Annotated in this window: 15 protein-coding genes; 1 reads left to right on the top strand and 14 read right to left on the bottom strand. The window is 69.8% G+C overall.

Translation table 11 applies throughout. The annotated features are described in order from the left end of the window. Positions 1-18: 18 nt before the first annotated feature. Together ABD299_RS09325 and ABD299_RS09320 are read right to left on the bottom strand one after the other, a co-directional pair. Positions 19-1,335, bottom strand: coding sequence for an ABC transporter permease (locus ABD299_RS09325; protein WP_425581294.1), 1,317 nt, complete (start codon positions 1,333-1,335; stop codon positions 19-21). Positions 1,336-1,541: 206 nt separating this feature from the next. Continuing rightward, positions 1,542-2,210 carry an ABC transporter ATP-binding protein gene (locus tag ABD299_RS09320; RefSeq protein ID WP_344260310.1) on the bottom strand — a complete coding sequence of 223 codons (669 nt, stop codon included), beginning with the start codon at positions 2,208-2,210 and terminating at the stop codon, positions 1,542-1,544. A gap of 312 nt (positions 2,211-2,522) precedes the next feature. On the opposite strand from ABD299_RS09320, the gene ABD299_RS09315 reads away from it, so the two are divergent. Continuing rightward, positions 2,523-3,656, top strand: a complete 1,134-nt coding sequence (locus ABD299_RS09315) for a glycerophosphodiester phosphodiesterase family protein (protein ID WP_344260307.1) — start codon at positions 2,523-2,525, stop codon at positions 3,654-3,656. 27 nt (positions 3,657-3,683) lie between these two features. Here the strand turns inward: ABD299_RS09315 and ABD299_RS09310 are convergent, their stop codons facing one another. From ABD299_RS09310 to ABD299_RS09255, 12 genes are all read right to left on the bottom strand, one after another. Next, positions 3,684-4,637, bottom strand: coding sequence for an NADP-dependent oxidoreductase (locus tag ABD299_RS09310; RefSeq protein ID WP_344260305.1), 954 nt, complete (start codon positions 4,635-4,637; stop codon positions 3,684-3,686). Positions 4,638-4,684: 47 nt separating this feature from the next. Next, on the bottom strand, positions 4,685-5,395 hold the full coding sequence (locus tag ABD299_RS09305) for an HAD family hydrolase (RefSeq protein WP_344260303.1): 711 nt from the start codon (positions 5,393-5,395) through the stop codon (positions 4,685-4,687). A gap of 77 nt (positions 5,396-5,472) precedes the next feature. After that, on the bottom strand, positions 5,473-5,727 hold the full coding sequence (locus ABD299_RS09300; RefSeq protein ID WP_344260301.1) for an acyl carrier protein: 255 nt from the start codon (positions 5,725-5,727) through the stop codon (positions 5,473-5,475). Positions 5,728-5,804: 77 nt separating this feature from the next. Continuing rightward, on the bottom strand, positions 5,805-6,818 hold the full coding sequence (locus ABD299_RS09295) for a beta-ketoacyl-ACP synthase III (RefSeq protein WP_344260299.1): 1,014 nt from the start codon (positions 6,816-6,818) through the stop codon (positions 5,805-5,807). Between the two features lie 29 nt (positions 6,819-6,847). Further along, complete coding sequence (locus ABD299_RS09290; protein ID WP_344260297.1) at positions 6,848-7,831, bottom strand: AvrD family protein; 984 nt, start codon at positions 7,829-7,831, stop codon at positions 6,848-6,850. A gap of 121 nt (positions 7,832-7,952) precedes the next feature. Continuing rightward, positions 7,953-9,407 carry an MFS transporter gene (locus ABD299_RS09285; RefSeq protein WP_344260295.1) on the bottom strand — a complete coding sequence of 485 codons (1,455 nt, stop codon included), beginning with the start codon at positions 9,405-9,407 and terminating at the stop codon, positions 7,953-7,955. Positions 9,408-9,485: 78 nt separating this feature from the next. Then, a complete protein-coding gene (locus tag ABD299_RS09280) occupies positions 9,486-10,283 on the bottom strand; it encodes an ATP/GTP-binding protein (protein ID WP_344260293.1) in 798 nt (265 codons plus the stop codon). Positions 10,284-10,298: 15 nt separating this feature from the next. Then, positions 10,299-10,964 carry an AAA family ATPase gene (locus ABD299_RS09275; RefSeq protein WP_344260291.1) on the bottom strand — a complete coding sequence of 222 codons (666 nt, stop codon included), beginning with the start codon at positions 10,962-10,964 and terminating at the stop codon, positions 10,299-10,301. Between the two features lie 37 nt (positions 10,965-11,001). After that, positions 11,002-12,156, bottom strand: a complete 1,155-nt coding sequence (locus ABD299_RS09270) for an LLM class flavin-dependent oxidoreductase (RefSeq protein ID WP_344260289.1) — start codon at positions 12,154-12,156, stop codon at positions 11,002-11,004. Continuing rightward, positions 12,093-12,539, bottom strand: a complete 447-nt coding sequence (locus tag ABD299_RS09265; protein WP_344260453.1) for a flavin reductase family protein — start codon at positions 12,537-12,539, stop codon at positions 12,093-12,095. Before ABD299_RS09265 ends, ABD299_RS09270 begins: the two co-directional genes overlap by 64 nt. A gap of 255 nt (positions 12,540-12,794) precedes the next feature. Beyond that, positions 12,795-13,673 carry an MBL fold metallo-hydrolase gene (locus ABD299_RS09260; RefSeq protein WP_344260287.1) on the bottom strand — a complete coding sequence of 293 codons (879 nt, stop codon included), beginning with the start codon at positions 13,671-13,673 and terminating at the stop codon, positions 12,795-12,797. Then, positions 13,670-14,548, bottom strand: coding sequence for a helix-turn-helix transcriptional regulator (locus ABD299_RS09255; protein ID WP_344260285.1), 879 nt, complete (start codon positions 14,546-14,548; stop codon positions 13,670-13,672). The genes ABD299_RS09260 and ABD299_RS09255 overlap by 4 nt, the downstream gene beginning before the upstream one ends. Between the last annotated feature and the right edge of the window lie 124 nt (positions 14,549-14,672).

Genomic DNA, 14,672 nt, shown 5'->3' with positions numbered 1-14,672 from the left:
CGGCCGGGCTGCCGGAGGTCACCCGCCGCGGCCCCGGCCCGAGGGCCTGGCGGTGGCGCGGAAGACCCCGGCGGCGGCCAGGGCCAGCACGGCGGGCCAGGCCAGCGCGAGCAGCAGGGGACCCGTCTCGTCGAAGCCGGCGGTCAGCGCACCGTCCGTCAGCACCCGGGTGGCACCGTAGCCGGGGAGGGCGACGGCCCAGTCGGCGGGCTCGGGGCGGAGCATCGGACTCTGCGCGATCCCGACGTCCAGGAACGGCACCATGAAGGCGATGAGCACCCCGCCGACCCGCCCGAACAGCGGGCCGAGCAGCACCCCGAGCAGCGCGTAGGTCACCGCCACCAGCACGTTGCCGGCGAGGTACGGAACCCACTGCTCGGCGTCGAACACGGCGGCGGTGGTGACCAGAGCGGCGGTGGCCCCGGNGACCAGAGCGGCGGCGCCCCCCGCCAGCGCCCCGAGCACGACCACCGTCAGCCGCGCGACGAGCAGACTGCCGGTGCGGAACCCGGCCAGCGCCAGCCGCCGGTCCCCGGCGCGGGCGTTGAGCACGACGAACATGCCGGTGAGCGCCGCCAGCGACGCCACGGCCATCGGCGCCATCAGCCCGCCGTGGACATCGGGCAGCCAGAAGTCACGCGAGAGTGAACTTCCCCCCTCCCGCACCGTGATGGTGGTCCACCCGTCCTCGGTGAGGTACTGCGCGAACAGGACGAACACGGCGGGGACCACCAGCAGCAGCACCCACAGCACGTGATTGCGGGCGGCCTCCCGCAGCCCCAGCCGCACACCGGTGCGCGTCTGCCCGGCCCCCGGCCGCCCTCCGGTCCGGGCGGTGCCGGCGGCCCTGCTGGTCACGGCGATCACCGTCCAGCTCGCCGCCAGCGCGAGGACCGCCCACACCAGGGCCCAGCCCAGGCCGCCGGCCGGACCGGTGTATCCGGCGGGCAGTCCGGTCATCCACAGCGTCACGAAGTACGTCGGCAGGGCCCGGGTCTCCGGGTGCTCGGTGCCGCTCATCGCCGGGCCGAAGAAGACATCGATGATCCAGATGAAGAGGACCAGCACTGTCCCGTTGACCGGGTTGCGCACCAGCACACCGGCCAGCGCGCCGATCGCCAGGTAGATCAGGGCGAACAGCAGCGTTCCGGCCACGGCCCGGCCCGGGCTGCCGGTCCCGGTGCGGACCGCCAGGGCGAGCAGCGCGGCCGTCGAGGCCAGCGACGCCAGGGCCAGGCCCGCCATCATGCGGGCCGCCACCAGCCGCGACGGGGGAAGACCGGCCAGAACCAGCCGGCGGTCGGCTGCCCGGGCCGCCCGGGTCTGGAAGTACATGGCGACGGCCGCCACGAACCCGGCCGACCAGCCCGCCGAGGCGGTCGGCACGGCCGGACTGTCCGGGCCGGTGACCGACTCGGCCGCGTCGGCCAGCGCCCCGGACGCCACGAGCACGAACACCACCGGAACCAGCACCAGCGTCAGCAGGTTCATCGGCGTCCGGGCCGCCTCGGTGAGGAAACAGCGCGCGGAGAAGAAGGAGTTCACCGCGGCACCGCGAGCCCCTCGCACAGGTCCACGATCCGGTCGAAACGCTCCTCGTCCGTCACGAAGTGACTGATGATCAGCACCGAGCGGCCCGCCGTGCGACGCTCCCGGACCAGGTCCCAGAACCGGAGGTAGGTGTCGAAGTCGAAACCCGCGTACGGCTCGTCGAGCAGCAGGACGTCGGGATCGGCGAGCAGCGCCAGCCCGAGGTTCAGCTTGGACAGGGTCCCTCCGGACAGCCGGTCGGCGCGGGTGGCCGCGTACCGCTCGAAGCCGAGCGAGGCGTAGATCTCCCGCCGGGAGCGGCGTTCGGCGTCGGCCGGCAACCGGTAGGCGCGGCCGAACAGTTCGAAGTGCTCGTCGCAGGTCAGCCGTTCGTAGAGCACCGGCTCCTGTGGGCAGTGGCCCGTCCGCCCGGTGTGGGTCACGGTGCCGGCGTCGGCCGGCAGAGCACCGACCAGGATCTTCATCAGGGTGCTCTTGCCGGAGCCGTTCTCCCCGACCAGGCCGACCACTTCGCCGGGCGCCAGCGTGAGATCCACCCCGCGCAGCACCTGGTGACGGCGGCGGGCCGGCCAAGTGCCGCGCCGGTAGCTCTTCTCCACCCCGGAGGCCCGGAGCACCTCGGCGGGCGGGGAACCGCCGGCGGCAGTGGAAGGAACCACGACGGGCTCCTCTCGCTCGTCTCCGCCGTCCTGTCCGGCGGACGGTACTCACAGGGGTACCACCCGCCGGGCCGGGCAACCCCGCGACACTCCCCGGGGCGGGACCGATACCGTTCAGCCCGGGCCGGCCGGCGGCGGACCACCGACGGGGGGCGGCCGGGCCCCCGGAACAGCTTTCACCCGGGCGCCACCCCGGCGGCACACGCCCTCCCGCTCGCGGCCACTCTCGTCCCGCATACTCCCGCGGAGGGGCGAGGCGGCGGGCCCCCCGGGCCGGGCCCCGCCCGGCACGGCCGACAGGAAGGTCCCCCCATGCCGCACCGGCCCCCGTCCCTCCGGCGTCCCCGGCTCTCGCGGCACCGGCTGCGGGGCGGGCTGCTCGCCCTTGTGCTCCTCGCGCTGCCGGCGACCGCCGCCTCGCCGGCCGTGCCCGGCCACGGCCCGGGGCCGCGGCAATTCGACCTGCAGGCGCACCGGGGCGGACTCGGGCTCGTGGTGGAGAGCACGATCGCGGCGTTCTCCCACGCCCTGGAGACCGGCGTGACCACACTCGAACTCGACGTGCAGATCACCGCCGACGGACACGCGGTGGTGACCCACGACCGGCGCGTGGACCCCGCCAAGTGCCGTGACACCGGTCCGGTCCGGCCCGGCGATCCGCAGTACCCCTACGTCGGCTCCTACGTCGTCCACCTCACCCTCGCGCAGGTGCGCACCCTCGACTGCGGCTCGCGGACGCTTCCGCAGCACCCGGGCCAGCGGCCCAGTCCCGGCGCGCGGATGCCGCTGCTGTCCGAGGTGTGCGACCTCGTGGACCGGTACCGCGCCCACCGGGTGTGGCTGAACATCGAGACGAAGGTCGAGGCCGCCGCGCCCCACGAGACGGCGCCCCGCGAGCAGTTCGTCCGCGTGGTGGCCCGCGAGGTCCGCCGGGCCGGGAAGCTCGACCGGGTCACCATCCAGAGTTTCGACTGGGGTGCGCTGATGCGCATGCGCCAAGTCGAGCCGCGGCTGCCCCTCGTCGCGCTCACCAACGGGCAGCCGTTCCTGCAGGTGGGGCAGCCGGGCAGGTCGCCGTGGCTCGGGGGTATCGACATCGACGACTTCGACGGCGACCTCGTGGCCGCGGCGGCGTCGTTCGGGGCCGACGCCATCTCCCCGGTGCACGGCGACCCTCAGGGCGGGCGGGTGGGCGATCCCGGCTATGAACCCTTCGTCACCGCCGGGATGGTCGCCGACGCCCACGCCGCGGGCATGAAGGTGATCCCCTGGACGGTGAACGACGCCGCGACGATGCACAAGCTCATCGACGACGGGGTGGACGGCATCATCACCGACTACCCCGACCGGTTGCGCGAGGTGATGAGGGACCGTGGCCTCGACCTCCCCCGGCCCTACCGGCTGCCCGGACCGCTCCTGCCCGGCCGGCCGGCCGTGAGACCGTGAGGCGGCCGGCCGGGCCGGGCCGGGGCGTCAGGTCGCTGAGGGCGTGGAGAACATGAGGAGCTGCCGTCCGCGCACACCTCCCGCCTCCAGGCGGCGGTGGGCCTCGGAGGCTTCCTCCGGTCGCAGCACCGAAGCGGTGCGGGGAACCACCGCTCCCTCGCCGGCCAGAGCGGCGAGCCGGGAGAGGACCTTCCCTTTGCCGGGGTAGTCCAGCACGTTGACCGCGTGGCGGGTGATGCCGCGCTCCATCGTCAGGTCCCCGGGACGGCAGGTGACGACCTGGCCGCCGTCCCGGACCGCCCCGAGGGCGGGCGAGCCGATGACGGCGGCGTCGACCAGCGCGTCCACCCCTTCCGGCACCGCGGTCCGGTAGGCGCGGGCCGGATCGCCCCCGCGCGGCACGACCGTTTCCGCCCCGAGCCACTTGAGCAGGGGCTCGTCGTCGGGAGCGGCTTCGGCCACGACCCTCAGTCCTCGTCGTGCGGCGAGCTGGACGACGAAGCCGCCGAGTGCTCCCGCTCCGCCGGTGACCGCGAGGGTGGAACCGGGCGGGAGATCGAGCCGCCGCAGGGCCTGGTGTGCCGTCAGGCCGTTCATCGGCAGCCCGGCGGCATCCGTGAGGCTGAGCCGCCGGGGCACCAGAGCGGTGTCCTCGGCCGGGACCACGACGTACTCGGCCTGGGCGCCGCCGTCCGGGCGGAAAGGGTTGACGAAGGCCATCACACGGTCGCCGAGCGCGAACAGGGTGTCCGCTCCGGTCGCGTCGATGACGCCCGAGACGTCCATTCCCGGCACGTACGGCGGCTCCAGCCCTCGCATCCAGGGAGTCAGCAGTCCGGCCCGCAACATGAGGTCGGTGGGATTCACGGCCGCGGCCACGACCCGCAGCCGGACCTGCCCGGGGCCGGGGTCGGGGATGGGCCGGTCGATGACCTCCAGCACATCCGGGGTGCCGTGTTCGAGAATGCCTACTGCACGCATGGTGATGATCCGTTCCGTCCAGAACAGTGGTGGTGTGGGTCTGCGGCTCAGCGCGGCGCGGGAAGAGCGGGGAGAACCAGCGGAGGAGGGGGCGGAGGGCCGGGCAGTTGCCGCCAGCCCTCGCAGCGGGCGCGTTCGCGCATCACCGGGTCGGAGCCGATGACGACGGAACGACCGGTGGCCTCCAGCATCGGCAGGTCGGAGGGGTGATCCCCGTAGGCCGTCGAGTCCTGCAGGGACACTCCGTTCTCCTTCGCCCAGCGACGTACCGCGTCCGCCTTGGCCGTGCTGATCATGGGCTGGTGCACGGTTCCCGTGTACCGGCCGTCGACGATCTCCGGCTCGGAACAGATCACCGCGTCCGGGGACAGCAGGCGGGAGACCGGCGCGAGGGCGGCGGGGAAGGAACCGGAGACCAGCACCACGAGATCCCCTCTCCGCTGGTGCCGGCGCAGCCGGTCCACGGCGGGAAGGTGCAGAAGCCCACCGGAGCGCTGCTCTGTTTCGAACCACTTCTCGGCGGTCTCGGCGACGCGGCGGGCACTGTGGCCGGAGTAGGCGGCGAAGTACGCTCGATTGGTCTCCGTCCGGGAGGCCCCGGTGGCTGTCATGGCGCGCAGTTCCTGCCGCCTGTGACGGTAGACGTGGGGCGGCTCCCCGCCGGCGGCCAGCCAGTACTCCAGGAACCGGAAGATGGTGGCGGCGGTGGTAAGCGTCCCGTCGACGTCGAAGAATGCGGCGCGTCGCTCGGCGGTCACACGAACTCCTCTGGGAAGTGGGGGACACGGCGGCGGGTGCCGGAGGGGTGCGCCCGCCGCCGCGTCCGGTCCTTGTGTCAGCCCTGGACACCCTTGCGGGCCAGTAGCTCGACGGTTTCCTCGACGTTCCCGGCCTGGAGGATCTCCTCGTCGGTGATGTCGACCCCGAAGAGCTCCGAAAGATGAACGGCGAGCTCGACCAGGACGAGCGAGTCGAACTCCATCTCTTCGTACGCGGTGGCCGCGGTGATGTCGGCGGGTGCACCGAACTTGGTGTGGACGATGTCGAGCACCCTGTCTGTCAGGGTCTGTACGGACTGCTCCATGCTCATGTCCTCACTGTGAGAGTGCTGAAGATGGGCGCGCCCGGCGCGGTGGCGCCGAGGGCGGCCGGCCTCCGGGCCGGGAGTCAGGCAGGGGTGATGCCGGGCCAGGTGATCGCGACGGAACCCCAGGTGAGCCCACCGCCGAACGCGGTGAGCAGGAGCCGGTCGCCAGGGGAGAGGGCACCGTGGGCTGCGGCGTCGGCGAGAGCGAGCGGTATGGACGCGGCCGATGTGTTGCCGACCTGGTCGAGGTTGACCACCGTGCGTTCGGCGGGAACTCCCAGGTGTTCCGCCACCGCCCGCAGGATCCGGATGTTGGCCTGGTGCCCCACCAGGTGGTTCAGCGTCCCGACGGGCCAGCCGACACGGTCCAGCAGCGTCCTGGACGAGGCTGCCATGTGCTGCACGGCGGAGACGAAGACCTTTCGTCCGTGCATGGTGAAGTACTGCTCCGCCTCGGTGGGCACGGTGCCGGCGGAGCGCTGCCGGGAGCCGCCCGCGGGGATCGAGATGAGCTCGCGCTGGGAGCCGTCGGATCCCAGGTCGAATCCGGCGATGGCACCGGGTTCGTCTGCCCGGCCGGTCCGCAGGACCACCGCGCCGGCACCGTCCCCGAAGATCACGGAGGTCGACCGGTCGGTGGGATCGAGGATGGTGGAGTAGGTCTCCGCACCGATGACCAGTACCTTGCGGGAACGGCCGGCGAGGATGGAGTTGGCAGCGGTCTCCAGGGCGTAGACGAATCCGGAGCACACGGCGCTGATGTCGAACGCCGCGACACTGCCGAGCCCGAGCCGTGCGGCGACGTCCGGAGCGGTCCCCGGGCACGGGTGGTCGGGGGTGGTGGTGGCCAGTACGAGGGCGTCGATGCCGGTGTGGTCCGCGGCGATGTTCGCCGACTTGAGCGCCCGGTGCCCCGCTTCCACGGCCAGATCGCCAGTGCACACACCGGGGTCGACCCATCGCCGCGTCCTTATCCCCGTTCTGGTGGTGATCCACTCGTCGGTGGTGTCGAACCGGTCCGCGAGTTCTTCGTTGGTGACACGGCGGGGTGGCAGGTAGGCACCCAGGCCCGTGAGCACGGCAGCTTCGGTCATAGCTGGTCAAGCCTCCCGAATAGACACTTCTACCGATGTGGTCTCGGCAACAGGTGGGCGACGGAGCACTCCAGGTGCCATCCGCCGAAGGTGGTGACGATGTCGGCCGAGCGCCAGGTCCCCTGCTTGGTGGGCAGCAGACGAGCGTTCGCCAGCCGCGTGCCGAACCGTTCCCCCGAGGGCGCCCCGGCCGGAGCGATGGTGGTGCGCCGCATCCAGAGGGTGTTGCTGTCTGCCCGGCTGACGTCGTCGAGCGAGTAGAGCAGGAGTTGGCCGAGCTGCAGGGCGGAGACGAACAGGTCGATCATCGACGGCCGGTCTGCTGCTGCGTCACCGCTGTTGCCGTCATCGGTCAGCAGGAGGTCGGCCGTGGCGGTCAGCCCTTGTGTGTCGGCCTCGACCGCTGTGAGCAACTGGCTGCGAACGCGGTGAGAGACGCCGAAGGGAGCGTCGTTCCACCGTCCGGGAAGAGCGTCCGCCGAGCCGTAATGGCCACTCGAGAGCTCCCCGGCCTCGCCCTCTGCCGGGTGCTCAACCTCGACCTGGACGGTCAGCAGGCCGATCCGGCATTCCATGGCCGTGACCGCGGTGCCGGGCGCCACCGTCTCGGTGGACAGATGCCGGCCGGACACGGAGAAGGTCGCCAGACCGTCTTCCTGCGGCTTCCGGCCGGCCTTGATGGTGAGGGACCGGACACCGAAGACGGCCTGGCGGCCGTACCCGTGCGCATGCGCCAGGTACAGGCCGGTCAGCTGGGCCCCGTACAGCATCACGTCGATGGTGGACAGGTGGGGACGCTGACCGGTCTCGCCCTTACGGGACCAGGTGCCGGGTATCGACAGGCCGGCCGTGGCGTCGATGGTTCCGCCCTGGAGGGCGGGGTGGACGGCGATATCGGTCAGGGAGTGCCGGACCCGCTTGAAGCCTTCGCCGAAGAAACGTTCCGCCCTGTCGCCGAGAAAGTCGTCGACGGAAGCCAGGGCCGTGGGTGTGGTCGGTGGTGAAGTGGTCATAGAGTGTCCTCCGTATGACAGGGCTCCGTCGTGAGCCCGCGTTGTACGGCGTCGGCGGCGCCCGGGGATTCCCCTCGACAGGCGTCCAGGGCTGTCGCCGACGTTCCGTTCGCGGCTGGGATCAGGCGGTTCCCGCCACCTCCGCGGTCTTGTCGGCCGGCGGAGCGGGTTCCTCCTTGTCGGTCTCCGACGGCTTCTTGAGGTTCAGCACGACCAGGACCGTCAGCACGATGCCGATGGCGATCCCCCATGTGGCCGTGGTGACACCCTCGGTGAGCCGTGCGGGGTCAGCGGTTCCGCCGACAGTGACGGTGTTGACGACGGCGATCAGCACCGCGAGACCCACAGCGCCACCGATCTGCTGGCCGGTGGTGGCGATTCCGGAGCCGATGCCCTGGTCCGCGGGCGGAACACCGGTGGTGGCCGCCGCGTACATCGTGGTGAACACCATTCCCTGCCCGAGGGAGAGCACCAGCAGCGGCGGGACCAGCGCCCAGTACGACACGCCTTCGGAAAGCGTGAAGGCCAGCGCGACGGTGCCGACGAGACCCATGGCGAGGGCCACGAGCAGCGTCTTGCGGACACCGATCCGTGTTGCGGACCGGCCACCGAGGATGGTGCCGATCAGTACGCTGCCGGACGGCACCACGAACGCGAAGCCGGTTGCCCACGGGCTGAACCCCTGTGCGACCTGCCAGAACTGGGTCAGGAAGAACGCCAGGGCACCGAAGGTGGCCATGAACAGGAAGGTGATGCACGCACCGGTCGACAGGTTGCGGTTGCGGAACAGCCGCAGCGGAACCATGGGCGCCTTGGCCCGGCTCTCGATCACCAGGAACAGGGCGAGCATCACGATCGCGACCACCAGCGGCGTCATCACCCGGCTCGAGCCCCACCCGGACTCCGGACCCTGGACCAGTGCGAACACCAGCAGAGTGGAGGCGAGGGTGCCGGTCAGCGCCCCGGGCAGATCGAAGAACCCCTTGGCGGTCGGCTGGTCGTCGGGCAGCAGGGTGAAGGCGACGAACATGGCGCCGCCGGCCAGGAGCACGTTGACGTAGAACACCGAGGGCCATCCGAAGGCATCGGTGAGCAGACCGCCGAGAATGGAGCCCAGCACCATCCCGGAGCCACCCGCGGCGCCCCACACCGACAGTGCCCGGTTCCGCTCGGCCCCCTCCTTGAAGAGAGTGGTCACCAGCGACAGTGTGGCGGGCGCCAGGAAGGCACCTCCCAGGCCCTGGACGCCTCGGGCGGCGATCAGCAGCCACTGCTCCTGGGCCAGGCCGCCGGCCAGGGAGGAGGCGGCGTACAGGAACAGGCCCAGAAGGAACATGCGCTTGCGGCCGAAGAGGTCGGTGGCCCGGCCGCCGAGCAGCAGGAACCCGCCGAAGGCCACGGCATAGGCGGACACGACCCACTGCAGGTTCTGAGCGCTGAAGCCGAGCTCCCGCCCGATCTCGGGCAGGGAGACGAAGACGATGTTGTAGTCGATAGCGATGATCATCTGGGCGAAGGCCAGAAGAGCCAGGACAGCTCCCAGATGGCGCGGCCTGGCTGAAAGGCTTGTCGGCACGCGATTTCCTCCTTTGTGTTTCTTTGATCGGGGACAGGGGGAGGGGGACCGGCCGGAGAGAGGGGTTCCGGCCGGTGGTCAGTAGCGCAGGGCGTAGGACAGTTGACGGGCGAAGGACTTCTTCCGCTGCGCCTCGTGGAAGCGGGCGTCCGCCTTGAGGTCCTCGATGTCGGCCTTGACCCGGCGCTCCGCCTCTTCGATGGCCTCGTCGATCGGCACCACGACGGGCAGGTCGAAGATCTTCACGATCTGCTCGATGCGGTCGGGTACCGGGCCGCCGATGATGCGGTAGGGGATGCGCATCTTGTCGAGCGATTCAATGAGAAGGTCGTCGGAGAGCCGCCGGAACTTCTCCGAGACCGGACGGTGGCCATCCGGTTCCATGTCGAACTCCACCGGCAGGTGCACATACGCGTCGTAGATCCGCTTGGCCCGGGCCCTGGTGATCTCGCCGAGCGTATCGGTGTAGCGCTGGTAGAAATGCTTCACGGGAAGGCCCATGACCTTCTTGATGCCTTTGAACCACCAGTCGGCACCCGGGTTGATGCCCACCCGCATACGGGCCTCGAAATAGACCCACTCGTGGAAGACGCCACCGTCGGAGATGAACGCGTCCCCACTCGACTCGTTGTGCACCCGCTCCTCGAAGCGGCGCAACCCGAGCTTCACGAGTTCCATCGCGTTGAGTTCCATCACCGTCTTGCCGGGGACGAGGTCGACCAGCAGTTCACGTGAGGTCTTGGCGTGGGTCCGGGGTATCCCGGTCGCGATGGACAGTGCTTCCGTCGTGGTGGACTTCCCCGTCGAATAGGTGCCGGAGATGGCCAGTTTGAGCTTGGGGTTGTCCTTGAAGCTGGGAACTTCCATGACGTGCATGACAGGTCTCTTCCTTCACTCGGTGGACTTCTCGGCGAGCCGGGCGGCTTCGTCGACGGTGGAGACCGAGGGCCGGCCCAGGTACTCACCTGCCTGCTCAAGGCGCTCGGCAAGCGTTCCGCGCACGGTGTACAGGGGGATTCCGGTCGCTTCGAGTGCGGGAATCAGAATCGCATCCGAGAGACGTCGGAAGTTTTCGTTGATGGGGCGGTTCTCCGGGGCCAGCGGGAACTCGATCGGGATATGAAGGAAGGCGTCGTAGGTCCGTCCGGCGTGATGCTTCATGAGCAGCCCGAGCTCGTCCGCGACCTCTTCGAGTACGGCGGTCTCGGTGCTGCGGTGGCGGTCCGCGAGCGGAACATCTGTCCCCGGGTAGGACCCGGTCACCAGACGTACCTTGGCGTACGCCCATTCATGCACCACTGAGCCGTCAGAAATGAACCCGTCCGCATGCCGGGACTCGTCCAGCACGCGTTCCGTGTACCTGTTGACGGTCAGTTGCAGTAACTGTCCTGGTGTCCAGTTGTGGACACTTCTCCCCTCTCCGCCGACAGGCTCCCGCATGGGAGATCCATGAGTGCGGGGCAGGCCGGTGAGATGAGAAAGCGCGGTGGAGAGCAACGTCTTTCCGGACCCGTAGGCGCCGACTACGGCAACTTTGTTCTTCACGGCCAAGAGCATCGCATGGCCGAAAACGGGCTACCAGTGGCCAACAATGCTATTGCTGCCACCAACAGGAAGAGGAGAGGAGAACCGCCGGGCAGGGAGACGCCCCGCAGGGACACGTCCCTGCGGGGCGCGGGGGAGTCAGCGTGAGCGGATGGCCTCGGTATGAGGGAAGAGGGCCCGGTTCTCCACGCTCCACCGGATGGACTCGGCTTCGCCCGACCTTCTCGAAGGAAGCCCAGTTGACGGCGTAGTTCAGGAAGGTTCCGAAACCACCGGTGGTCTCCCGCAGGTGCCCGATGGCTGCCACGGCGTCCTCGGCCGAGCCGACGATGACGCGCCCCTGCTCGACGGCTGCCTCCAGTTCCCGGTCGCGGCCCACACCGGGTGTCGTGACGTCCACGCCGACGGCCTCTCCCCAGTAGCCGTGCAGCCAGGCACCGAAGCCCTCCCGCACGTCGCGGTACGCCTCCTGGCGGGTTTCGGCGATGTGCAGGGGGACCGCGATCCGCCAGGTGCTCCGGTCCATCGTGCGGCCGTGCTCCTCGGCGGACTCCTCCGCGTACCGCCACTGCCGGGCCAGATCCACCGGCGGCCGGCCGGGCGGAGGGGCGCCGAACGAGAGCAGGCCCAGCCCGTACTTTCCGGCGTGCTGAGGGCTGTTCGGGGTACCGACGCTGGACACGGCCATCTCGATGCCCGGTTTGCTGTACCGCGGCAGCTGCATCTTGGCGTCCCGGAGGGCGAACCAGTCCGACGTGGCTGTCACCCGGTCCTCGCCGTTGACGAGCTCCTTGATCACCGGAATCGCCTCGCGGGCCATGCGCTTCAGCTCTCCAGCGTCCAGGCCGAGCATATGGGCGTCGTTGGGGGTGGCCCCGGGCCCGACTCCGAGGATGTAGCGTCCGCGGGTCAGGTGATCAAGAAGGATCGCCCGGGTGGCCACGTGGAACGGGTGGTGGAAGGGCAGCGTGACCACGCCGTTGGCGAGCCTGATCTGTCCGGTGCGCTCGGCCGCGGCGGCGATCAGCGTTTCCGGGGCACCGATGGTCGGCCACGCGAGGGAGTGGTGTTCGCCGAACCAGCACTCGTCGAAGTTCAGCTCGTCAAGATGCTCCACGAGCCGCAGGTCCCGGCGGATCGTCAGGTGCGGATCCTGGCCCGGCTCGTGCAGCGGGGACAGGAAGACGCCGAATCCGGTGTGCATGAGAGGTCGGCCGGGTGTCCTCGCCCCGCGCTCCGCGGATGACCACCTGTCCGAACTGGAGATGCCCGGAGTCTCCGGTGACGAGCAGATCTCCCTGCGTGCCGTTGATCTCCCAGAGAAAGTTCGTGCCCCGGGAGGTCCCGCCCCTCGCCGAGGATGTTGACGCAGAAGCTTTCGGCTGTGCGCAGCCGGGGCCAGCTCGTACTGGTGTGGGCCACGCGGAAGAGAACGAGAGGGGGGTCCAGGGATACCGGGGCGAAGGAGTTCAGCGCGAGCCCGGCAGGCGATGCGTCACCTGTTCGGAGTGCTGTGACGGCGACGACTCCCGTGGGGAATCGTCCCAGGGTCGCGCGGAACCGCTCCGGGGATACGGACGGTTCCATGACGTTGCTGTTCTGGTCGTCCGGGCCTGGCGCGTTCTCCTGCCTTGCGGGAGAAGGGCTTTCGGATGTCCGACTGCCGCGACGGGGCGTAACCGAGGTGGACATGTATCCAGCGTCAGCTCGGGTAAGCGGGGCAGCCAGTGCTTGCTCAACATAGTGGCCCTGCCAACAGACAGATTCACTCTCTTTCCGGAGGCACAACGGAAAGCCCGCCCCGCCTGTGGCGGAGCGGGCCGCGGTCACGACCGTCCGGCTTCAGCGCAAGGGCTGCCAATGCGGGCCCGCGCTGTCCTCGGTGACGTTTCCGAAGACGACATCGGCGAAGTGCCCCCCGAACCCCGCCGTGCCCGGCCGGCGCAGTTCGCGGAGCACCCGCCTGCGGCTGCGTACGGCTTCCGCGGGGTCGGCATCGGAAGCCGCGCGCCACTGCGGTCGGGCCACCTGCAGCGGTGAGTGCATCACGTCCCCGATGACCAGCACACGGCTGCTGCCCGAACCGATGAGGTAACTCAGATGCCCCGCGGTATGCCCCGGCGTGGCCATCACTGTCACCCCGGGAAAGATCTCGTCCCCGTCACCGGCGGTCTCGATCCGGCCCCGGAGTCTTGACGCGGCCGACCGGGGCATGTTCCAGCCCTGCCATTCCTTCTCCGAGGCCACGTACCGGGCGTGCACCGGACCGGCGTCGGCTCCACCGGCACCGAAGGCCCATCCGACGTGGTCGTCGTGCAGATGGGTGAAGGCGATGGTGTCAATGGAGGAGAACGTCCGGCCCGCGGCACTCAGGCTGTCCGGCAGGCTCCCTCCCTCGAGCCTGCCGAGCGGGGGGATCGTGTGCTCGGCGGGGATCCGGTGCGGGCCGAAGCCGGTGTCGATGAGAAGCGCTCTCCCGTCCTGCTCGACCAGCAGCCCTCCCACGGAGCCGATGAGGAACCCCTCGGCGTCGAGGTGATCACGCTTGTCCTGCCAGTAGTCGGGCGAGGACTCGGGAAACCAGGAGAGCGGGTGCAACTGGACGTAACCGTCCGGTAGGTAGGTCAGACGCAGGTCACCGCACGTGAGGGTCCGCAGGGACGAGGCCCGGCTGAACGGGCTGCCGGCACCGGAGTGCGTCTGAGAGGTCGGTCCGGTCATCTGGCTTCCTCCATCACGTCGAGCCCGGGGGTCACTGTCAGATGCGAGAGGCGCCGCAAGGCCGCCTCCGTACCGGTTCCGGGGACCGGCAGGTACACCGTCATCCGCAGTGCGATGCGCTGTGTGAAGTCGAGGGCCGTCCGGGTGAAGTGCAGGTCGTCCGTGGCGGGGTGAGTGAGATACTCGGGCCCGCAGGAGTCCTCCATGACGTCCCGCTGTTCCCACAGTTCGGCGAACCGAGGGCTGGTCGAGGCTAACGCCTCGACCATGGCCTGAAGCTCCTTGTCGCCGGTGTGCTGTGCCGCCCGGCTGCGGAAGCGGGCGACCACCGAAGGGGCGATCTGTTCCCAGGCCGGATACGCCGCACGCACGTGCTTGCTGGTGAAGAACTCCTCGAGCACGTTGTACCGCTCACTCCTGATGCCCAGGAGGATCCGGGCGGCTTCGTTGGCGATGACCACATTCCACCGGTGATCGGCGATATAGGCGGGGTTCGGCGACCAGTTGTCCACGAAGGGCTGAAGGTTCTCGGCCTTCGGGGTGGTCATCGGTACCGGGTAGTTGGCCTGGACGCCCGCAAGGTGCCGCAGGTAGAGCCGCTGGTTGTCATTGAGCATGAGGACCCGGGCGATCGAGTCCAGGACTTCACCGGAGACATTCTCCGCGCGGCCCTGCTCGATCCAGGTGTACCAGGAGACACCGACGCCGGCCAGAAGGGCCACTTCCTCCCTGCGGAGTCCGGGAGTGCGACGCTTGCCCGCGTCCGGGAGGCCTACCCGGGAGGGGGGAACCTGTGCCCTGCGGGCCATCAGGAACTTCCCGAGCTCGGCCAGTTGCCGTGATGTGCCACGTCGGTGCGAAGAGATCTTCCTCATGATGCGCCACCCTTTCTTCTCTGCTCGTGCCCGGCTTGTGCGGTCCGGGAATAGCGCAGCTTCGCAAGGATCTTGATCTGAGATGCTGAGGGCTGTCCTGCATGCAGGAGTCCGGTCGTGCCGC

Origin of the sequence: Streptomyces sodiiphilus (assembly GCF_039529215.1) — a bacterium.
GTDB lineage: Bacteria > Actinomycetota > Actinomycetes > Streptomycetales > Streptomycetaceae > Streptomyces > Streptomyces sodiiphilus.
Note: the sequence above shows the minus strand (reverse complement) of the source record. Positions and strands in the feature narration are given on the sequence as shown.